At 60.6% G+C, this 21,765-nt stretch carries 18 protein-coding genes; 12 read left to right on the plus strand and 6 right to left on the minus strand.

Features of this window, described 5'->3' with window-relative positions:
- The 4 genes from ABNT42_RS16805 to rpsL form a co-directional block, all read right to left on the minus strand.
- On the minus strand, nt 1-480 hold a 480-nt coding region (locus ABNT42_RS16805), incomplete at its 3' end, for a GTP-binding protein (protein ID WP_348698880.1).
- A 71-nt stretch (nt 481-551) separates the two neighbouring features.
- A complete protein-coding gene (gene fusA / locus ABNT42_RS16810) occupies nt 552-2,657 on the minus strand; it encodes an elongation factor G (protein ID WP_348698882.1) in 2,106 nt (701 codons plus the stop codon).
- Between the two features lie 111 nt (nt 2,658-2,768).
- Nucleotides 2,769-3,239: a 30S ribosomal protein S7 gene (gene rpsG / locus ABNT42_RS16815; protein WP_155436655.1), complete on the minus strand. Its 471-nt coding sequence runs from the start codon at nt 3,237-3,239 to the stop codon at nt 2,769-2,771.
- 154 nt (nt 3,240-3,393) lie between these two features.
- Nucleotides 3,394-3,777 carry a 30S ribosomal protein S12 gene (gene rpsL, locus ABNT42_RS16820; RefSeq protein WP_008444270.1) on the minus strand — a complete coding sequence of 128 codons (384 nt, stop codon included), beginning with the start codon at nt 3,775-3,777 and terminating at the stop codon, nt 3,394-3,396.
- A gap of 270 nt (nt 3,778-4,047) precedes the next feature.
- On the opposite strand from rpsL, the gene ABNT42_RS16825 reads away from it, so the two are divergent.
- Complete coding sequence (locus tag ABNT42_RS16825; RefSeq protein ID WP_348698885.1) at nt 4,048-5,988, plus strand: phosphoethanolamine transferase; 1,941 nt, start codon at nt 4,048-4,050, stop codon at nt 5,986-5,988.
- Here the strand turns inward: ABNT42_RS16825 and ABNT42_RS16830 are convergent.
- Entirely contained in the window at nt 5,971-7,521 is a 1,551-nt protein-coding gene (locus ABNT42_RS16830) for a DNA mismatch repair protein MutS (protein WP_348698887.1), read from the minus strand. The two genes, ABNT42_RS16825 and ABNT42_RS16830, sit on opposite strands and share 18 nt — an antisense overlap.
- Nucleotides 7,522-7,687: 166 nt before the next feature.
- On the opposite strand from ABNT42_RS16830, the gene ABNT42_RS16835 reads away from it, so the two are divergent.
- From ABNT42_RS16835 to ABNT42_RS16885, 11 genes are all read left to right on the plus strand, one after another.
- The gene (locus ABNT42_RS16835; RefSeq protein WP_348698889.1) at nt 7,688-7,912 is read left to right on the plus strand and encodes a hypothetical protein; all 225 of its coding nucleotides are present in this window, start codon (nt 7,688-7,690) and stop codon (nt 7,910-7,912) included.
- Between the two features lie 11 nt (nt 7,913-7,923).
- Entirely contained in the window at nt 7,924-8,532 is a 609-nt protein-coding gene (locus ABNT42_RS16840; RefSeq protein ID WP_348698891.1) for a hypothetical protein, read from the plus strand.
- A gap of 73 nt (nt 8,533-8,605) precedes the next feature.
- Nucleotides 8,606-9,874, plus strand: coding sequence for an efflux RND transporter periplasmic adaptor subunit (locus tag ABNT42_RS16845; protein ID WP_348698893.1), 1,269 nt, complete (start codon nt 8,606-8,608; stop codon nt 9,872-9,874).
- A gap of 16 nt (nt 9,875-9,890) precedes the next feature.
- On the plus strand, nt 9,891-10,601 hold the full coding sequence (locus ABNT42_RS16850) for an ABC transporter ATP-binding protein (protein ID WP_348698895.1): 711 nt from the start codon (nt 9,891-9,893) through the stop codon (nt 10,599-10,601).
- 10 nt (nt 10,602-10,611) lie between these two features.
- Nucleotides 10,612-11,928 (plus strand): ABC transporter permease, encoded by a 1,317-nt coding sequence (locus tag ABNT42_RS16855; RefSeq protein WP_348698896.1) that lies wholly within the window; start codon nt 10,612-10,614, stop codon nt 11,926-11,928.
- 43 nt (nt 11,929-11,971) lie between these two features.
- On the plus strand, nt 11,972-13,207 hold the full coding sequence (locus ABNT42_RS16860; RefSeq protein WP_348698898.1) for an FtsX-like permease family protein: 1,236 nt from the start codon (nt 11,972-11,974) through the stop codon (nt 13,205-13,207).
- A 65-nt stretch (nt 13,208-13,272) separates the two neighbouring features.
- Nucleotides 13,273-14,607: a sigma-54 dependent transcriptional regulator gene (locus ABNT42_RS16865; protein ID WP_348698900.1), complete on the plus strand. Its 1,335-nt coding sequence runs from the start codon at nt 13,273-13,275 to the stop codon at nt 14,605-14,607.
- Nucleotides 14,607-15,974: an ATP-binding protein gene (locus tag ABNT42_RS16870; RefSeq protein ID WP_348698902.1), complete on the plus strand. Its 1,368-nt coding sequence runs from the start codon at nt 14,607-14,609 to the stop codon at nt 15,972-15,974. The genes ABNT42_RS16865 and ABNT42_RS16870 overlap by 1 nt, the downstream gene beginning before the upstream one ends.
- Nucleotides 15,975-16,191: 217 nt before the next feature.
- Entirely contained in the window at nt 16,192-16,686 is a 495-nt protein-coding gene (locus tag ABNT42_RS16875; protein ID WP_348698904.1) for an FxDxF family PEP-CTERM protein, read from the plus strand.
- Nucleotides 16,687-16,755: 69 nt separating this feature from the next.
- Nucleotides 16,756-17,523, plus strand: a complete 768-nt coding sequence (locus ABNT42_RS16880; RefSeq protein ID WP_348698906.1) for a spermidine synthase — start codon at nt 16,756-16,758, stop codon at nt 17,521-17,523.
- A gap of 272 nt (nt 17,524-17,795) precedes the next feature.
- Nucleotides 17,796-20,216 carry a TonB-dependent receptor gene (locus ABNT42_RS16885; RefSeq protein WP_348698908.1) on the plus strand — a complete coding sequence of 807 codons (2,421 nt, stop codon included), beginning with the start codon at nt 17,796-17,798 and terminating at the stop codon, nt 20,214-20,216.
- Nucleotides 20,217-20,225: 9 nt separating this feature from the next.
- Here the strand turns inward: ABNT42_RS16885 and ABNT42_RS16890 are convergent, their stop codons facing one another.
- A complete protein-coding gene (locus tag ABNT42_RS16890; RefSeq protein WP_348698910.1) occupies nt 20,226-21,683 on the minus strand; it encodes a PLP-dependent aminotransferase family protein in 1,458 nt (485 codons plus the stop codon).
- Nucleotides 21,684-21,765: the final 82 nt, after the last annotated feature.

Genomic DNA, 21,765 nt, shown 5'->3' on the forward strand with positions numbered 1-21,765 from the left:
CTTCGACAGCAGCTCGCGCACTTCCATTTCAACCAGTTCCAGCAGTTCTGCGTCGTCAACCAGATCGCACTTGTTCAGGAACACGATGATGTATGGAACGCCAACCTGACGGGCCAGCAGGATGTGCTCACGGGTCTGTGGCATTGGGCCGTCAGCTGCGGAGCAAACCAGGATTGCGCCGTCCATCTGAGCAGCACCGGTAATCATGTTTTTGATGTAGTCGGCGTGGCCTGGGCAGTCAACGTGAGCGTAGTGACGGCCAGCGGTTTCGTACTCAACGTGAGCGGTGTTAATGGTAATACCACGTGCTTTCTCTTCTGGAGCAGCATCGATCTGGTCGTAAGCTTTAGCTTCGCCGCCGAATTTCTTCGACAGAACGGTAGCGATAGCAGCGGTCAGGGTGGTTTTGCCGTGGTCAACGTGACCGATGGTACCGACGTTGACGTGCGGCTTGGTCCGTTCGAATTTCTCTTTTGCCATTTCAATCTTCCTTAGATCAAAGTTTTAAAGTTGCAGGCGGGGATCATCCCGCCCGCAAAAAATATAAAAAATTACTTGGCTTTCGCGGTAACGATAGCGTCGATAACGTGCTTAGGCGCTTCCGAGTAGTGCTTGAATTCCATCGTGTAGGTTGCACGGCCTTGCGTTGCGGAACGCAGGGTGGTCGAGTAACCGAACATTTCCGACAGAGGCACTTCAGCTTTGATGATCTTGCCACCGCCGCCTGGGATCTCGTCCATACCTTGCACCATACCACGGCGGGACGACAGGTCGCCCATCACGGTACCGGCGTAATCTTCTGGCGTTTCCACTTCCACCGCCATCATCGGCTCCAGAATCACTGGGTTGGCTTTGCGGCAGCCGTCTTTGAAGGCCATCGAAGCAGCCATCTGGAACGCGTTTTCGTTCGAGTCCACATCGTGGTACGAACCGAAGAACAGCGTTACTTTAACGTCAACCACTGGGTAGCCAGCCAGAACGCCGGTGTTCAGCGTGCCACGTACACCCTTCTCAACTGCAGGGATGTATTCACGTGGAACGGTACCGCCTTTGATCGCGTCAACGAATTCAAAGCCTGCACCTGGTTCTTGCGGTTCGATCTTCAGAACCACGTGACCGTACTGACCACGACCACCGGACTGCTTAACGAACTTACCTTCGGACTCTTCGCAAGTCTTACGGATGGTTTCGCGGTAGGCAACCTGTGGCTTACCGACGGTCGCTTCCACGCCGAATTCGCGCTTCATACGGTCAACGATAATTTCCAGGTGCAGCTCGCCCATACCACCGATAATGGTCTGGCCCGATTCTTCATCGGTCTTAACGCGGAACGAAGGATCTTCCTGAGCCAGACGGTTCAGTGCCAGACCCATTTTTTCCTGGTCAGCCTTGGTTTTTGGTTCCACAGCCTGTTGAATCACTGGCTCTGGGAAGACCATTTTTTCCAGGGTGATGATCGATGCTGGATCGCACAGGGTTTCACCGGTGGTCACGTCTTTCAGACCCACTGCAGCAGCGATGTCGCCGGCGCGCACTTCTTTGATCTCTTCGCGCTGGTTAGCGTGCATCTGCAGAATACGGCCCAGACGTTCTTTACGGCCTTTTACCGAGTTGTACACGGTGTCGCCAGCATTGATCACGCCCGAGTACACGCGGAAGAAGGCCAGCTGGCCAACGAACGGGTCGGTCATGATCTTGAAGGCCAGTGCCGAGAATTTCTCGTCGTCAGCCGCTTTACGGCTGGCTGGCTCTTCGTGCTCGTCGGTACCGGTCACAGCAGCGATGTCCACTGGCGATGGCAGGTATTCGATCACAGCGTCCAGCATAGCCTGTACGCCTTTGTTTTTGAACGCGGTACCGCACATCATCGGCACGATTTCCGACGCGATAGTACGATCGCGCAGTGCTTTCTTGATTTCGGCTTCGGACAGGTCGCCCTCTTCCAGGTACTTGTTCATCAGGTCTTCGTTGGCTTCAGCAGCGGCTTCCACCATTTTTTCGCGCCATTCAGCGGCCGAATCAGCCAACTCGGCAGGAATGTCGACGTAGTCGAACTTCATACCCTGGGTTGCGTCGTCCCAGATGATCGCTTTCATCTTGACCAGGTCGATAACGCCTTTGAAGTTTTCTTCAGCGCCGATAGGGATCTGGATCAGAACCGGGTTAGCTTTCAGACGAGCGCGCATCTGATCGTAAACTTTGAAGAAGTTGGCACCGGTACGGTCCATCTTGTTTACGAAGGCCAGACGTGGCACTTTGTACTTGTTAGCCTGACGCCATACGGTTTCCGACTGAGGCTGTACGCCACCGACTGCGCAGTAAACCATGCATGCGCCGTCCAGAACACGCATCGAACGTTCCACCTCGATGGTGAAGTCCACGTGGCCTGGGGTGTCGATGATGTTGATGTGGTGCTCAGGGAAGTTGTTCGCCATACCTTTCCAGAAGCAGGTGGTCGCTGCCGAGGTAATGGTAATGCCGCGCTCTTGCTCCTGTTCCATCCAGTCCATGGTGGCGGCGCCATCGTGAACTTCACCGATCTTGTGGTTCACGCCCGTGTAGAACAGAACGCGCTCGGTGGTGGTGGTCTTACCTGCATCGATGTGAGCGGAGATACCGATATTGCGGTAGCGCTCGATGGGGGTCTTGCGGGCCATAATTATTCCTAAATCTTTGAATGGACAAAACCGAGCCACTTCAAATTACAAAGTGTGCCCGGCCTCGAACAACAGATAACAGCCAGTTTTTGAAAAAACCGGCCGATTTGATTAGAAGCGGAAGTGCGAGAACGCCTTGTTCGCTTCTGCCATACGGTGCACTTCATCACGCTTCTTCATCGCACCGCCGCGGCCTTCAGCCGCTTCCATCAGCTCACCGCCGAGGCGTTGTGGCATGGATTTTTCGCTACGCTTGTTAGCGGCTTCACGCAGCCAGCGCATGGACAGAGCCATACGACGTACTGGGCGCACTTCGACCGGCACTTGGTAGTTAGCACCACCAACGCGACGGGATTTAACTTCAACCAGTGGCTTGGCGTTGTTCAGCGCGGTAGCGAACACTTCCAGAGGATCTTTACCGGTTTTCGCTGCGATGTGCTCGAAGGCACCGTAGATGATGTTTTCTGCGACCGATTTTTTACCGGACAGCATCAGAACGTTCACGAATTTCGCGACATCCGTGTTGCCGAATTTTGGATCCGGCAGAATCTCGCGCTTGGGTACTTCACGACGACGTGGCATATCAATTCCTTTCAATCTTCAGTTGAGGTGCGCAGATATGGGATTCGCACTCTCGCGGAGGGCCATCATAGCCATCCACTTACTCGACCAAATGCGGTCGATTACATTCACTAAGTGAGCTGCCACAAAGCGAAAACTGTCTACTACTGAGCGATTACTTCTTCGCTTGTTTAGCGCGCTTGGTACCGTATTTCGAGCGAGCTTGTTTACGGTCTTTAACGCCCTGGGTATCCAGTGCACCGCGAACCATGTGGTAACGCACACCTGGCAAGTCTTTTACACGACCGCCGCGCAGCAGAACAACGCTGTGCTCTTGCAGGTTGTGGCCTTCACCGCCGATGTACGAAATTACTTCGAAACCGTTGGTCAGACGCACTTTAGCGACTTTACGCAAAGCCGAGTTAGGCTTCTTAGGAGTGGTGGTGTACACACGGGTGCAAACACCACGTTTTTGCGGGCTGTTTTCCAGCGCCGGCGATTTGCTTTTCACGGTCAGAGCGACGCGTGGATTGCGAATCAGTTGATTGATGGTTGGCATCGTTTAAACCCAACAAAATTACAACAGTTAATAACCCGGACCGGAGTCCGGCGACTAAAACTTCGTCCCGATCTACTGCCACAGCGCAGGCGCCAAAAGCCACTCACGAGGAGTAGCCAAAAATAGCGTATACGATGCGCAGACTAAATTGAGAACTCGCGAGTATAGACCTGACCGGAGGCGCAGTCAATCAATTTCGCGGCAGAATGCGGGCTGGCGGGGTGTGGTCAGGCTAGCAAGAAGGTGGCCAAACACCGGATAATACCGGCCATGATATCGCTTTCCGCCCCCCGTTCCCTGCTGCGCCCTGCTTCCCTGTTCGTCCTGCTCAGCTATGCCCTGCTGACACTGGTGCCCCTGCTGCCGCTGGCACTGGGCGGCAGCGTCACCGATCTAGCCCAGACCATGGGCGTCGCCGCCGCGCTCTGGCTTGCCGTCTGGGCAATATTGCAACGCCCCGCATGGTTCCACTGGCTGCTGCTGCCGGCCTTTCTGGCCCTGCCGACGGAAGTGTATCTATTCAAATACTATGGTCAGGGCATCTCCACTCACCATCTGGGCATCATTGCCGAGACCAGCCCCAAGGAAGCCATGGAGTTTCTGGGCAATAAAGTCTGGCTGATGGCGGGGCTGATGCTGGGCGTGCTGGGCTGGTGGCTGGCCGTGCAGCTGGCGGCACGGCGCTGCCCGCAGCTGGCATGGCGCGGTCTGAGCCGCTGGATCGTGCTGGCCTTGCTGGCACTGCTGGCAGGCTGGCAATGGTATGGCTGGGAATTCGGCGTCAAAGGCAAGCCCGTGGTGCGCAGCGCGCCGCCTGCCAGCGCCTACCGCCCGCTAGCGGCCAGCAATTCCGGCTCGGCGTCTGGCTCAGCTGCGGCCAGCGCAACGAATAGCAGCGCCAGTGCAAGCGAAGATGACGAGGAAGACGACGAGGAAACCGGCAGCGCCCTTGCCGGCGCCAACCATACCCGTCTGCACTTTGCCGCCCTGCCTTGGTGGCTAGGTTCGCCCTTCAATCTGTCCCACGTGGCGGCCTCGTGGCCGTTCGGCCTCGGTGTGCGCGGCATCGATTTCTACAAGGAGCGCAGCTATCTGGCCGATCTGGGCCAGCGCAGCCGCAATTTCCGCTTCGGCGCCCACCAGCGCCAGAGCGACAGCACGCCTGAAGTCATCATCATGGTGATCGGCGAATCCTCGCGCTACGACCGCTGGGGCATCAACGGCTACCAGCGCGACACCACGCCTTTACTGGGCAAAGAAAGCAATCTGGTCACGCTGGCCGATATGATTACCTCCGTCTCGGCCACCCGTTTGTCCGTGCCCATCATGATTTCCCGTAAGCCGGCCACGCAAAGCCTGCGCGAAGGCTTCTCGGAAAAATCCTTTATTACGGCCTACCGCGAAGCGGGATTCAAAACCTGGTGGCTGTCCAACCAGATCGCCTTCGGCAAATTCGATACGCCGGTTTCCGTGTTCGCCAAAGAGGCCGACGTGGTGCAGTTCATGAATCTGGGCGGCTACACCAAGCACTCGAACTTCGATCAGGTGCTGCTGGAACCGCTACAACATGCCATGGCCGACCCGTCGCCGAAAAAACTGATCGTACTGCATACGCTGGGCAACCACTGGAACTACAGCCAGCGCTACCCGCAACAGTATGACCGCTGGCAGCCCTCGCTGTATGGCGTGGACAATCCCGTCTACACGGATCTGAAGATCAAGACGCGGCTGAACAACAGCTACGACAATTCTATCCTCTACACCGACTGGTTCCTGTCGCAGGTCATCGGCCAGCTCAAAGGCGGCCCGCGCCGCAGCGCCATGCTGTATGTGGCCGACCATGGCCAGACCCTGTACGACGACCGCTGCAATCTGGCCTTCCACGGCCACAACACCCAGTACGAATTCCACGTACCGGCCATGCTGTGGTATTCCGACCAGTACCGCAGCGACTATCCGGACAAGGTGGCCCAGCTGATCGCCCACCGCAAGGACAAACTGGCGACGGAAAACGTGTTCCACACCCTGCTCGATCTGGCCGACATCGCCTACCCCGACGAAAAACTGGAATGGAGCTTCCTCAGCCCGCAACTGAAGGCGCACAAGCGCTACGTCGACAGCTACGGCTGGAGCAATTACGACAACGCCAGCTTCCGTGGCGACTGCCGCGAAGTCATCGACAAAGGCAAGCCGCTAAAGCAGGAGAAGTAATTCCTGCTCGTCAGGGTGGGCCATATAGCCGCTGAGCCAGTCGAATACCTGACGCGCGCGTGCGGCCACGGCAGCATCGAAACCCTGGGTTTCCAGCAAGCGGATGCCATTGGTTTCCACCAGCACGCCGGGCAACAGCTGCAACTGCTGCTGATGGCGCCGTACGCACCACGGCTCCAGTTCGCGCTGCAGCAGGGGCGCCAGCACCAGATTGTGCGACGAGACGATCACCAGCGCCAGCGCGGACAGGCGCTGCAGCACGGCCGCCGCGGCCGAAATCGATTCCAGATGATTCGTGCCGCGGAAAATCTCGTCGATGATGAACACTGCCCGCCCCTGCTCGGCCAGCGCCAACAATTCGCGCGCACGGCGCAGTTCGGCCAGATACAGGCTTTCACCCTGATCCAGCGCGTCCTCGCTCTGCATGCTCGCATACACGGGCAGCCGTGCCACGCGGGCCTGCGCCGCATAGCAGAAGCCGAAGGCGCGCGCCGCCAGCAGATTCAGCCCCACAGTGCGCAGCAGCGTGCTTTTGCCGATGCCATTCTGGCCTGAAATGAAGGCGCCCTTGTGTGCCAGCTGCAGATCCAGCGGCTGCGCCTGTTCCAGCAAAGGATGCACTCCCTGCGCCAGTTGCACCCCGTCGCCCTGCTCGGCCCAGCAATGGCGTGGCTGCTGGCGCAGATGGCGAACCAGCGCCAGATCTGCCTCCAGCGCCGCCATGCGCGTGAAACAGTCACGCAGCCACGGCAGGTGCGCCTGCACCGCCGTGCGGCTGTTGAAATAGTGACGCAGATTCGCCAGCCACAACCAGTCCTGATACTCGGCCACGCCGGGCAGGCTGCCCAGCGGCGAGGTGGCCAGCAAGCGATTCAATCGCGCCGCTTCAGCAGCATCGGCCTGCCACGCCTGTGCCAGCGGCTGCGCCAGTCCACCCAGTAGAGTATGGCTACGCAATAGCTGCTGCAGCGCGCTGCGCTGACGCGTCCAGACCTGCATGGCCTCGTGGTAGCGCATCTGTACGGCCAGCAGCGCTAGCCAGAAGCCCAGCACCAGCAGCCAGACCAGCGGCCACGCGCTGGCCAGCGCCAGCGCCACCGAAGCGAGCAGCCCCAGTGGCAGACATGGCAGCCAGCGGCTCCAGCGTGGTGCAGGCTGTATCGTTTGCTGCCACAGCGTCGCACTGACCTCGCAATCCGCCTGCCGCAGCCCCGCGCAAGCCTGCTGCAACGCCGCTTCCTGCGCGGGATCATCCAGCAGTTTACGCACGCACGCTATGCTGGCCTGCGCTGCGCCGCTGCGGCTATGCAGCCGTCGGTGCAGTTCCTGCTGGCCGAAGATGCTGGTGCCGCGCGCCAGCTGGGCGCTATAACGGTCCAGCAGCAGATCATTCCACGTCTGGTGGTCAAGCACACTGTCCTCGGGGTGGGCGCAGCGCTGGTACTGCGCCACGTCGCTGGCAACGAAGGGATAGTCGTACGGAGCCGGCGGCGCCGGCAACAACAGGCGGGACAACTTCTCCAGCATCGACATAAATTACTCCGAGTTAAGCAACAGAGCCTCACATGGTGAAAATTTCAATTTTATCAAGCCGCTCCACGTCGATTTGCGCAAAATCTAAACGTGTAAGACCAGCATGACTAAACTGACAGAGGCGCTGCTACACCGTGGCGATATCCACTGCTGACAGGAGCACATCATGGCTAAAGTCTATTTCACGCTAGGCGACATCATTTCCCTTGATTTGAAAGAGGGCGACAGCGCTGAACCATCCCGTAAACCACGCTTCGCTTCGAAAATGGGATCATGGCATCGCGCCCCTGCTTCGCCCATCGTTGATAGGCTCATGCGCGAAGTCGGTGTATCCAATGAGGAAATCAATGCGGCGTATCGACTGGCTCGTCAGTCCCTAGGGCAGAAATAACTGGAATATTCATGGCGCGTAACGGGATTTATGAAAAGCTCACCGCTGACCCGGACGATCTGGTGGGCATACTGGCCTACATTGCATATAAGCAGCACAAAATCGAGTTTTGCCAGATAACTGCCGACGGCAATCCTAGTCGTGAACAAATCGAACAATTTCAGACGGTTGCGGCGATGGAAACCTCGCTCGAACATTATCGAACGCAAGCTGGCGCTATGGTTCAGGTCTTCATCAATGCAGGCTTGAAAAAAATTGCAGAGCGGGCAGACGCAGAAACGCGAGAAGATGCTTTGTTTCATCATCTGCGTGAGGTCCACGCTGATCTCAGCAGTGAACTACAAACCATCAACGCTAACATCGTCAGCAAGCGCACTTTGCTAGGCTGGCTACGCGATGTCGGAGCCAATCTGTTAGTCAATCTCGTTACCATCTTAATGATAGGAACTTTGGTACTGGGCTACCAATCCTATTCCCGCATGCAGCAGGACACGGAATCCAGAGTAGGGTTGCACACTCCGGACGCGGAAGATTCCGCTCTACAGCCTGCCGACACCAGCAAACCGAACGGACCGCGGACAGGCCGGACGCGCGCGGACAGCGGACAAGCGCAGCAATAACCATATGAATCAATAACTTAGCACATGGCACAGTTTCTGCATAGAGAGCAGCAACTCTTATTCAGACGCTGCCATGATCCGCGATACATCACAACAGGACACCGTACTCACCGCACCGGCCGGCCAGCGCCGGCGCCGTCTTCTGCTTGCTGGCGCCGCTGCCGTGCTGCTGGCGGGTGCCGCCTATGGCGTGCTGCATAGCTGGCGCGGCAGCAGCCACTCCGTCAGCATGGCGCGCCTGCGCATTGCCGAAGTGGGGCGCGGCACGCTGGTGCGCGACGCGGCAGTGAATGGCCGCATCGTTGCCGCCGTCAGCCCCACCCTGTATGCCGCAGCACCGGCTACCGTCACGCTCAAGGTGGCCGCTGGCGATACGGTGAAAAAAGGCGATGTGCTGGCCCTGCTGGAATCGCCCGATCTCAGCGACGCACTCAAACGTGAACAGTCCAGCTATCTGCAACTGGAAGCGGAAGTGGCACGCCAGCAGATACTGGCGCGCCAGCAGAAACTGCTGGCACGGCGCGATGCCGATACGGCCGAAATCGAACGGCTGTCGGCCCAGCGCACGCTGGAACGCTACAACGCCGTCTCCAACGAAGGCATCATCGCCAAGATCGAATACCAGAAGGCCAAGGATGCACTGAACTCGGCGGAAATCCGCGCCCGCCACGCCGCCCAGGCAGCCGAACTGGAAAGCGATAATGTGGCGCTGGGGCTGCAGACCAAGCGCAATGAACTGGATAGACAGCGCCTGTCGCTGGCCAACGCCCAGCGCCGTGTCGACGAACTGACCGTGCGCGCTCCCGTCGATGGCTTCATCGGCACGCTGTCCGTCGCCAACCGCAGTGTGGTGCCGGTCCATGCGCCGCTGATGACGCTGGTCGATCTGTCACGCCTAGAAGTGGAACTGGAAGTGCCGGAAACTTACGTGGCCGATCTGGGTCTGGGCATGCATGCGGAGGTCGATTTCGGCGCCGGCCGCGCCACCGGCAAGCTGTCGGCCCTGTCACCGGAAGTGGTGAAGAATCAGGTACTGGCACGGGTGCGCTTCGAAAAAGAGCAACCGGCCGGCCTGCGCCAGAACCAGCGTGTCAGCGCCCGTTTGCTGATTGACGAACGCGCCAACACCCTGATGCTGGCGCGCGGTCCCTTCGTCGAATCGGAAGGGGGGCGCTATGCCTACGTGGTGCGCGATGGCGTGGCCGTCCGTACGCCCGTCAAGCTGGGCGCCACCAGCATCAGCAACGTCGAAATTCTCAGCGGCCTGCAAGCGGGCGACAAAGTCGTCATTGCCGGTACCGAAACCTTCGAGAACGCCGCGCGCGTCTCGCTCAATCCATAAACTCACGAGGCCTGCCATGCTGCGCATGAAAAACCTGAGCAAAGTCTACCGCACCCACATGATCGAAACCCACGCCCTGCGCGGCTTCGAGATCAACGTCCAGCAGGGCGAGTTCGTTACCGTGACGGGGCCTTCCGGCTCCGGCAAGACCAGCTTCCTCAACATTGCGGGACTGCTGGAAGAATTCACCGATGGCGAATACATCCTCGACGGCATCAACGTGCGTGGCATGGACGATAACGCCCGCTCGCGCCTGCGCAATGAAAAGCTGGGCTTCATCTTTCAGGGCTTTAATCTGATTCCCGACCTGTCGCTGTTTGATAACGTCGATGTACCGCTGCGCTACCGCGGCTTCAATGCGGCCGAACGCAAGGAACGCATCGAAGACGCGCTGGCCAAGGTGGGACTGGGCTCGCGCATGAAGCACTATCCGGCCGAACTGTCCGGCGGCCAGCAGCAGCGGGTGGCCATCGCCCGGGCACTGGCCGGCTCGCCCAAGCTGCTGCTGGCCGACGAACCGACCGGCAATCTGGATACCCAGATGGCGCGCGGCGTGATGGAACTGCTGGAAGAGATCAACGCACAGGGCACCACCATCCTGATGGTGACGCACGATCCCGAACTGGCCGTGCGCTCGCAGCGCAATGTGCACATCATCGATGGGCAGGTGGCCGATCTGGTGCGCAAAGCGCCCACGCTGGTCCAGCCACACACACAGACGGTATAAGGAGCCCCGCATGTTCCAGTACTACTTCATGCTCGGCCTACGCAGCCTGCGCCGCAATCCGGCCCTGACGGCGCTGATGGTGCTGACGCTGGCCGTGGGCGTGGCCGCCAGCATCGCCACCCTGACCATTCTGCACGTGATGTCGGGCGACCCGATCCCGCACAAGAGCGACCGCCTGCTGGTGCCCGTAATCGACAACGGCCCGCTGGCCGGCTACACGGCGGGCGACGAACCGAATGACCGCCAGCTCAGCTACCGCGATGCCAACAACCTGCTGGCCAACAAAGTGGCCGAACGTAGCACGGCACTGTATGGCATCAGCGTGGCGGTGGAACCGGCGCGCAAGGATCTACCCCTGTTCAATGCACGTGGGCTGGCACCTACCAGCGACTTTTTCAATATGTTCGAGGTACCGTTCCGCTACGGCCAAGGCTGGAGTCCGGCCGAAGACAAGGCCGCAGCCGATGTAGTGGTACTGAGCCGCAAGTTAGCCGAGAAGCTGTATGGCGATAGCGATCCGGTAGGCCAGCGTGTACGCATCAATGGCCAGCAGTACCAGATCGTCGGTGTGCTCGATACGTGGAATGTGGTGCCGCGCTTCCATCGCGTGATCGGTACGCCCGATGGCGCGTTTAGCGACGAAGATGAACTGTATCTGCCATTTGCCACCAGCGTGCGGCACGAAATGCAGCGCAACGGTAATTCCAGCTGCAGCGGCGATATCGGCCCCGGTTATCAGGCCTACCTGAATTCGGAATGCACCTGGATACAGTTCTGGTTCGAACTGCGCAGTGCACGTGAACGGGGCGCGCTGCAGGACTACCTGAATAGCTATGCGACCGAACAGCGCAAGCTGGGACGCATGCAGCGGCAGGCCCCCAACAAGCTGTATGACGTGCGCGAATGGCTGGACTACATGAAAGTGGTCGGCAACGATAACAAGCTGTCGGCCTGGCTGGCGTTCGGTTTTCTGATCCTGTGTCTGGTCAATACGATCGGACTGCTGCTCGCCAAGTTCTCCGTGCGCGCTGCCGAAGTGGGCATACGCCGCGCACTGGGGGCCTCGCGGCGCGAGATCTTCCAGCAGTTCCTGATCGAGACCACGGTGATCGGACTGGCCGGCGGCCTGCTAGGCCTGCTGCTGGCGTTCGGTGCACTGGCCCTGATTGCCATGCAGTCGAAAGCACTGACGGTGGTGGCCCATATGGACTGGCTGATGCTGCTGCTGACCTTCGCCCTGTCCGTAGTAGCGGCCGTGCTGGCCGGGCTGCTGCCTACGTGGCGCGCCTGCCAGACCACGCCAGCCCTGCAACTGAAATCCCAGTAGCGCCACCGCGCTGTGATGCCCCGGACCTAAGGAACCCTGCACCATGCAACTGCACCCCATACTGTCTGCCCTACTGCGCAACAAGACCGGCCCGCTACTGGTGGCCGTGCAGGTTGCGCTCAGTCTGGCCATACTCGCCAACGCGCTGCACATCGTGCAAGTGCGTCAGGCCGTGGCCAGCCGCCCCAGCGGTCTCGCCAGCGAAGCGGATATCTTCTCGCTCAAAGTGCGCCACCTCGAGCCGCGCAACCATCAGGCCCAGCTCGATGAACAGCAGCGTGAAACAGCAGCTCTGCGCGCCGTCGCCGGTGTCCAGTCGGTGGCCTACACCACCCAGATGCCGCTGTCGCGCTCGGGCAATTATTCGGGTCTGTCACTGGACCGCAAGCAGCTCACTTCCAGTGTCTCGGCCAGTACCTACTATTCGCCCGATTCGCTGATCCACACCTGGGGCCTGCAATTACACGAGGGACGCGATTTCCAGCCTGGCGAAATTCCCGAAATCGACACCCAGACCAGCCAGGACTTCCCCCACAGCGTGATCATCACCCGTCAGCTCGGCCAGAAACTGTGGCCCGATAGCAGCACCTATCTGGGCAAGACCCTGTATTACGGCGGCGGTGCGAGTGCCAAGGAGTTGCGCGTGGTGGGCGTGGTGGCGCGGCTGCAGACACCCGGTGCCCAGATCACCGAGCAAGCGGATTTTTCCGTCCTGCTGCCCACCCGCCTGACCGGCGAGGACTCCTCGACCTATACCGTGCGCACCGAACCGGGCCAGCGGGAACGGGTGATGAAAGAAGCTGAAAGCGCGATCCGCAAGACTACGGCCACACCCGTCATCACCCGCCTGCAATCGGTCAGCGAACTGCGGCGCGACCGCTACCGCGCCGATCAGGCCCTGGCGTGGATGCTGGTCACCGTCAGCGTGCTGCTGTTGCTGATCACCGCCAGCGGCATCGTCGGCATGGCCAGCCTGTGGGTGACCCAGCGCCGCAAGCAGATCGGCGTGCGGCGTGCACTGGGCGCGCGCCGCAGCGATATCCTGCGCTACTTCATCACCGAGAACCTGCTGATCACCAGCGCCGGTGTGGCCGCCGGCGTGCTGCTGGCACTGGCGCTGAACCAGCTGCTGGTTAGCCAGCTGGAGATGCAGCGCCTACCGGCCGGCTATCTGCTGGCCGGTGCCACCCTGCTGTGGGCCCTGGGCGTGGCAGCCGTGTATGGACCGGCATGGCGTGCGGCCAGTATTTCGCCCGCCACGGCCACCCGTAGTACCTGAAACAGTAACCTCCCCCGTGCTGCGGGCGTGCCCCGCGCGCAGCACGACAATGATATGCTTGCAACATGCCTACCGTTTTAATCATCGACGACAACGCTGCCGTCGCCATCGCACTGGAAGTGCTGTTCTCGCTGCACGAGATCGAAGCGCTGCGTGCTGCCACGCCGGAAGAAGGGCTGGCCCTGCTGGCACGCCAGCCGGTCGATCTGGTGATCCAGGATATGAACTTCAGTGCCGACACCACCTCGGGCGAGGAAGGCACGGCACTGTTCCGCGCCATCCGCGCACGCCATCCCGATCTGCCCGTGATCCTGCTGACGGCATGGACCCATCTCGATGCGGCCGTGGAGCTGGTGAAAGCCGGCGCCGCCGACTATCTGGCCAAGCCGTGGGATGATCACCGCCTGATCGCCACCGTCAACAACCTGATCGATCTAGGCCGCACCAAACGCGCCCTGCAGCAGCGCCTGCAAAGCGAGCAGCGCCAGCGCCATGCACTGGAAAGCGAATACGATCTGCGCGGCATGGTGTGGCAGGACCCAGCCACGGAACGGGTGATCCATCTGGCCTGTCAGGTAGCGCGGGCCGATGTGCCAGTGCTGATCAGTGGCCCCAATGGCAGCGGCAAGGAAGGCATCGCCGCCATCATTCAAGCTAATTCCAGCGTACGCAACGGCCCCTTCGTGGTGCTCAACTGCGGCGCCCTGCCCTCCGAACTGATCGAAGCAGAACTGTTCGGCGCCGAAGCGGGGGCCTACACGGGCGCATCGCGCGCACGCGAAGGCAAATTCGAAGCGGCCGATGGCGGCACCCTGTTCCTCGACGAAATCGGCAATCTGCCGCTGGCTGGCCAGATGAAGCTGCTGCGGGTGCTGGAAACGGGGCGCTTCGAGCGGCTAGGTTCCAACCGCGAACGGCAGGTGAAAGTGCGCGTGATCAGTGCCACCAATGCCGACCTGCCCGCCATGATACGGGCCGGCAGCTTCCGCGAAGACCTGTTCTACCGTCTCAACGTGATCGAACTCAAGCTGCCGCCGCTAGCCGCCCGCCCAGCCGACATCCTGCCGCTGGCACGCCACTTCCTCGGTGCGCAGGCACGCCCGCTGCATCCATCCGCACAGGCGGCGCTGCTGGCGCACAGCTGGCCCGGCAATGTGCGCGAACTGAAAAACGTCATGGCCCGTGCCGGCCTGCTGGCCAGCGGTGACAGCATCAAGGTGGCCGATCTGGGCCTGCCCGCTGCCAGCAATGAAGACGCGGTGCGCGAACCGGACCGCGATGCCATCGGACTGGCGCTGAGCCGCGCCGGTGGCGTGGTGGCGCAGGCGGCGGCAGAGCTGGGGCTGTCGCGTCAGGCGCTGTACCGCCGCATGGAGCGGCTAGGCATCGCCCGTCCCTGATGCAGCGCCCTGCCCCGCGCCGTCCCCCCATGCGGCTGTCGCTGCTAACGCGCTGGACCGCCATGATCGCCACCCTGCTCACGCTGGGCATGCTGATCGCGCTGGCCCTGCTGCACTACCTGCCGGACCAGCCGTGGTTGGTGCTGGCCATCTGTCTGCTGTGCGTACTCCCGATCGGCATTATTACTATCCGCGCCCAGCTGGAAACCATGCTATCGCTGTTCCGCGCGCTCAGCGGCACCGTGACCAGCTACCGCGATGGCGATTTTTCCTTCAGCCTGCACTGGCCACAGAACGATGAACTCAGTGATCTGGTAGCCGCCCACAACGCACTCGGTGACGTGCTACGCCAGCAGCGGCTCGATCTGGTACAGCGCGAACTGCTGCTCGATACCATGGTGCAGAACACCCCCGTCGCCATGCTGCTGCATAACGATAGCGGCAGCATCGTGTATGCCAACATCGCTGCACGCCAACTGCTGCATCAGGGGCACAAGCTGGAAGGTCACAAACTCACCACCATTCTGGCGCAAGCCAATCCGGCTCTACGCGAAGCACTGGATCGTGGCGGCGACGGCCTGTTCACCAGCAGCGGTGCCGATCCGGCCGAAGACGCGGAAGACGAAGAAGTATTCCATCTGGCGCGCCGGCGCTTCCAGCTCAACGGCCGCCAGCACGAACTGCTGCTGCTGCGCCAGCTGACCATGGAACTGCGCCGGCAGGAAGTGCAGACGTGGAAAAAAGTAATCCGCGTGATCAGCCATGAGCTGAATAACTCGCTAGCGCCGCTGACTTCACTGGCGCACTCCGGTGCCGAGCTAGTCAGGCGGGGCCAGACCGAGCGGCTGCCGCAGATCCTCGCCACCATCGAGGAACGCACGCGCCATCTGGAAAGCTTCATCCTCGGCTATGCCCGCTTTGCCAAACTGCCGGCGCCACGCGTGTCGCCCCAAAGCTGGGACGAGTTTCTGGCTCAGCTAGGGGAACTGGTGCCGTTCGAATTGCAAGGCAGCCCACCGGTAGAACCGGCCAGCTTCGATCCAGCCCAGCTGCAGCAGGCTTTGCTGAACCTGCTCAAGAACGCCCACGAATCCGGTTCGCCAGCCCATGCGGTGACGCTGGAAGTGCGGCCCCTGCCTGGCGCCGTGCGGATCGACGTGCATGACCGTGGCCCCGGCATGAGCGAAACCGTGCTGGCCAATGCACTGGTGCCGTTCTATTCCACCAAGCGCAGCGGCACGGGGTTGGGGCTGGCACTGGCGCGCGAAATCGCCGAAGCGCACGGCGGCCGCATCCTGCTAGCCAACCGTGTAGGCGGCGGCCTCAGCGTTACTCTGTTCCTGCCAGTGTCTGCAACACACCACTAAGTGCGCTGCTAGCAGCATGCATTCTTCATGATATTTTGCACAACAGAAATTGTATTTTGGAAAATGTTCCGCATTTAGCCCCTGAGTTAGTTTATCGCTATGGATCCATAAATTCCCATTAGAAAATAGCGAATTGACATGCCAAAACGACAGGCGTACTTTGACTTCGCAGTCAATGTTTTCGGTTTTTTCACATGTCTCACTACGCGGGGATCACATGAAATTAACTTCACTCTTAGCAGCGGGCTTACTCGCTGTCGCTACCACAGGGGCGTATGCGAATGACTATGCGCCAGCCACCGTCGCCATGACGGGTGGCCCCACTAACTGGTCGATATCGTTCGGGACTACCCACTCGGATGGTCAGGCTTTCACCGATACGTATAAGTTCAGCTATTCCGGTCTGCCCGGTTCGGCCACGGGAGCTTTCTTCAACATCGCCTCGGTGACCGGCAATCTGGATTTCAGCTGGGCAGATATCAATGGGACGCCACTGACTGTAGTCAATTCGTGGCCGGTTTCCGGTTCGGTGTTTTTTGTCACCCCGGTCTCCGGCTTGATCACGCTGACCATCAATGGTACCGGTAGCGGTGTCGCCAGCTACGCCGGTACACTGGATGTCACCGCCCCCGTTCCAGAACCTGCCACCTACGGCATGATGCTGGGCGGTCTGGCCCTGCTAGGCGTAGTGGCACGACGCCGCAAAGGCTAGCCCCCCCTCCCAAAGACGCTACGGCGTCTTTTTTTACGTCCCCGCCATGCCGGCTGCTAAACTGCCGGCATGAAACTCTCTACCAAAACCCGCTTCGACGCTCCTGGCCACCCGCCAGCCACGATCACCGAATTCCAGGGCGTACGCAGCCTGCACCTGGGCACCTCGTGGGTGCAGGGTGCCATGCGCATCGCCAAGCCCGACCAGATCGAACTGGAATACGTCCAGATGATGATGATGTGGCTGCTGTTCAATCCGCAGCCGCGCCATGTGGTGCAACTGGGGCTGGGCAGCGCCGCGCTCACCAAGTTCTGCTACCGCCGCCTGCCCGATACCCGCGTCAGCGCGATCGAACTCAATCCGAATGTCATCGCCATGTGCGAAGCCCAGTTCACCCTGCCACCCAACGACGAACGCCTGCAAGTGCGGGAAATGAATGCCATGGATTTCGTGCTCGATACGGCCAACCACGGCAAGGTGGATATCCTGCAGGTCGACCTGTATGACGAAGAGGCGCGCGGCCCCGTGCTCGATACGCCGGAGTTCTATCAGGCTTGCTTTGACTGTCTGAGCGAAGACGGCATGATGACTACCAATGTGTTCGGCGACTTTTCCAACTACGACAAAAATCTGCAGGCCATGGAACAGGTGTTCGATGCCGTCGTATGGTTACCGGAAGTGCATGATGCCAACATCATCGTGATCGCTTTCAAACGCGCGCCCGTGCTCGATTTCAGCGTGCTGTACGAGCGGGCCGGTGCCATCAAGAAGGCTTACAACCTGCCCGCCAAGTCGTGGGTCAACGGGCTCAAAGGCTGGATGCTGGATCAGCACTAGATCAACCTTGCAGGCTGCGCTATTGCGGCGCGGCATCCACTGGTCTGTGGTGAATTTGCACCACTTTTGCACAGAAAATGGAGCATGCATCGAACATAATACGGCACGCACCAATTTAAAGCACGAAAAATTGCCAGATGTGCGGAATTCGCAACAAAGTGGGGCATCCACAATTGCGGCACTGCAAAAACTACCGTTAGTATTTTTCTCCGCCCTGCGCCAGTCACCTTGACGGTCACCGCCGCGCAGGTCCCAACTAGAAAGAGAAAACGATGAAAAGAGCACCGCAATTCCAACGCACGCTGCTGGCAGCCGCCGTTCTGGCCCTGTCCACCGGCTACGCCAGCGCCGAAGGCAATGACGCCCCGGCCGAACAAACCGTGGTGGTACTGGGTTCGCGCTCGGTCGCCAAAACCGCACTCGATACGGCCGCTCCGGTGGGCCTGATCAGCCTGAAAGACATGCAGACCGCCGGCCCGCTGGAACTGGGCAAGCTGCTGCAGACGCTGGATCCATCCTTCAACTTCTCCAGCACCTTCATCAGCGACGGTACCGATTCGATCCGTCCGGCCACCCTGCGTTCGCTGGGCCCCGATCAGGTACTGGTACTGGTGAATGGCAAGCGCCGCCACCAGCAGGCCCTGCTGAATGTGCAGCAGACCATCGGTCGTGGTTCGGCTGGTACCGACATCAACGCCATTCCGCTGGGCGCGATTCACCACATCGAAGTACTGCGTGACGGCGCGGCCGCCCAGTACGGCTCGGACGCCATCGCCGGCGTGATCAACATCGTGCTGAAGTCGCAGACCAGCGAAACGCAGGCCAGCGGCAGCCTCGGCACCACCTCGGAAGGCGACGGCGATATGTACTCGGCCAGCGCGAATACCGGCTTCGCACTGGGTCAGGATGGCGGCTTCCTCAACCTGACGGCGGAAGCCCGCAAACGGGGCGAAACCAACCGCGCCGGCGTCGACTCGCTGCGCGTCAATCCACCGCGCGTCACCCAGCACATCGGCGACAGCAATACCAAGGATGGCTACCTGTGGTGGAACGGCGCCCTGCCGATCGACAAGGCCAGCGAGTTCTATGCCTTCGGTGGTGTCTCCAAGCGCAAGAGCGATTCCTTCGGTTTCTTCCGTTCGGCCGGCGACGACCGCACCGTGCCTGCCGTATCGCCTAACGGCTACCTGCCAGCCATCCACACCACCATCAAGGATGCCTCGTTCGCTTTCGGCTACCGGCGCGATCTGGCCAATGACTGGAAAGCCGACATCAGCATCAACTACGGCGCCAGCGAACTGGCCTTCCATGAATCGGACAGTCTGAACGTCAGCTACTGGTACGAGAAAAAAGCCGATGGCAGCATCTACGGCGAATCGCCGCGCGAAGCCGATACAGGCACGCTGAAATTCAACCAGACCACCTTCAACGCCGACATCAAAGGTCCGGTGCAACTGGGCGGCGCCAGCATCTTCCTCGCCACCGGCTTCGAATACCGCGCCGACAACTACCAGATCGTAGCGGGTGATCCGGTGTCCTACCAGTATGGCCGCACCAATAATCCGGCCATCGTCATCAAGACCCCGAGCGGCGCTACCGCAGCTTCCGGCATACAGGGCTTCCCCGGCTACACCCCGGCCACCGCGGTCGATTCGGGCCGCCACAACATCGCCCTGTTCCTCGACGCCGAGCACAAGCCCGTCAACGAGCTGACGCTGGGCGGCGCCGTGCGCTACGAAAAATACTCGGACTTCGGCAGCACCGTCACCGGCAAGCTGAGCGCCCGCTTCGACCCCACCAAGCAGTTCGGTCTGCGCGGCAGCCTGTCCACCGGCTTCCGTGCACCGAGCGTGCAGCAGGAGTTCTACAGCTCCGTTTCCACCAACCTGAATAACGGCGTGCTGACGGAAACCCTGACTGCGCGTCAGGGCAGCGCCGTGACCAAGGCCTTCGGCATCGCGCCGCTGAAAGAAGAAACCTCCACCAGCGGCAGCGTCGGCATGGTGCTGCGTCCGGCCAGCAATATGTCGCTGACGGCTGACCTGTACGAGATCAAGATCAAGGACCGCATCGTGTTCTCGAGCGAGATCGCCCCGGAAGCCAATGGCGGCCCGATCGCCAACATCCTCAAGCCGCTGGGCGTAGGTCAGGCGCAGTTCTTCACCAACGCGGTCGATACCCGTACCCGTGGTCTGGATATCGTAGCCGAACATACTTCCAAGTTCGCCGCTTCCACGCTGGTGCTGTCCGGCCAGCTGGGCTTCAACAAGACGGAAGTCACCAAGCGCCATTCCACCTCGTCGGTGCTGAGCGGTGCCCAGCTGTTCGACCAGTCGCAAGTGACCCTGATCGAACACGGCCAGCCACGCAAGCACCATGTGGTGGCAGCGGATTACACGGCCGGCCAGTGGAACCTGAACACGCGCGCCAACTACTACGGCGAAGTACAGGCTGAAAACTTCAGCCCGCTGCAGAAATGGGATGCGCGCTGGCTGGTCGATGCTTCGGTGCGGTATGCCTATACCAAGCGCACCTTCTTCAGCGTGGGTGTGAACAATCTGTTCAACCAGACTCCGTCGAACTGGAGCAACGGCGGCGTGTTCCCGAAACTGGGCTTCACCCAGTGCTGGGAAACCTGCCCGATCGGCGTGAATGGCCGCAGCATGTACGTGCGTGCTGACACCGCCTTCTAAGCGGAATCGCTAGCGGCGCACAGGCAAGGCCGCCGCTAGCTGTAATACCAGCCCTTCCATCTGCTCGGCTGGCACCTGTGCATAGCCGAGCATCAGCCCCTGCGCAAGCACGCCACCCTGCGTGGCCTTGGCGCTCAAGGCTTCCGCCACCACGCCCTGCTCCAGCAGGCGCTGGCTGATCACCACATCGCTCCAGCCCTGATCCCTGAAACACAGCGCCAGATGCATGCCGGCCGATGTGCCGTGCAGCGTGACATGCTGGCCCAGATGGCGTTCCAGCGCCGCCACCAGCGCATCACGCCGCTGCCTATACAGCCGCCGCATACGCCGCACATGACGGGCAAACTGCCCGCTTTGCAGGAACTCGGCCAGTGCCAGCTGCTCCCCCACGCGCCCCCGTGCCGACGACTGCGCACGCATCTGCGCAAACGCCGGTGCCAGTGCCGCCGGCACCACCACAAAGCCTATGCGCAGCGCGGGGAACATGGTCTTGCTGAAGGTGCCCAGATACACCACGGGCGCATCATCGGCCAGTCCCTGCATGGCCGACAGGGGGGCGCCATCATGACGGAATTCACTGTCGTAATCGTCTTCGATAATCAGCGCACCGGCACGGCGCGCTGCTTCGATCAGCGCTATCCGGCGGCTCAGACTCAGCACGCTGCCCAGCGGGTACTGGTGCGACGGCGTGGTGTAGATCAGCCTTGGCGGGCGTAACAGCCAGTCATCCGGCTGCGGTGCAATACCCTCGTCGTCCACCTCGATACCGGCCACATTCAGGCTGGCGGCACGTGCTGCTGCCAGCGCACCGGCATAACCGGGGTGCTCGATCCAGATGGTGTCGCCCACATCGGCCAGCGCACGCAGACACATATCAAGACTGCTCTGGGTACCATCCGTAATGAACACTTGCGCCGCATCGCATACCACGCCGCGGGCGGCGCGCAAATGTTCGGCCACGGCCACCCGCAGCGGCCACTCGCCGGCCACATCGCCATAATTGAGCTGGGCCGGTGTCAGGCTGCGCCAAGCCCGTTCCAGTAGACGACGCCACAAGGCCAGTGGAAAGTGATCGAGCGCCGGCACACCGGGCACGAAGGCACCGGCCAGATGCACCGCCGTGGGTGGCGTGCGCAGATTACGCACGCGCTCTGCCAGCCCCACCTGCACGGCAGGCGGCACCACTTGCGCGCTAGCCACCTGCAGGGGCACCGCCGCCACCACTGTGCCGCGCCGGTCACTATGCACATAGCCTTCGCTGGCAAGCTGCTCGTAGGCATACAGCACGGTATTGCGTGCCACCTGCAATTCCTCGGCCAGCGCGCGCGAAGGAGCCATTGCCGTACCGGCGGCCAGCGTGCCCTGCCGGATCGCACTACGTAAGCATTCGTGCAGCAGGCGCTGGCGTGACCAGCCATGCTGGCCGTGACGGGCAATGTAGGCGTTGAACAGCAGGGAGTAATCCATTCTGGCTCCAAAAAATAACAAGGTTCTGGATCTTTTTAAGGAACCATCACTCCATTATATTGGCACTTCAATTCAACCGGAT

This window comes from Duganella fentianensis (assembly GCF_964031615.1).
In the GTDB taxonomy this organism is placed as follows: Bacteria; Pseudomonadota; Gammaproteobacteria; order Burkholderiales; family Burkholderiaceae_D; genus Rugamonas; species Rugamonas fentianensis_A.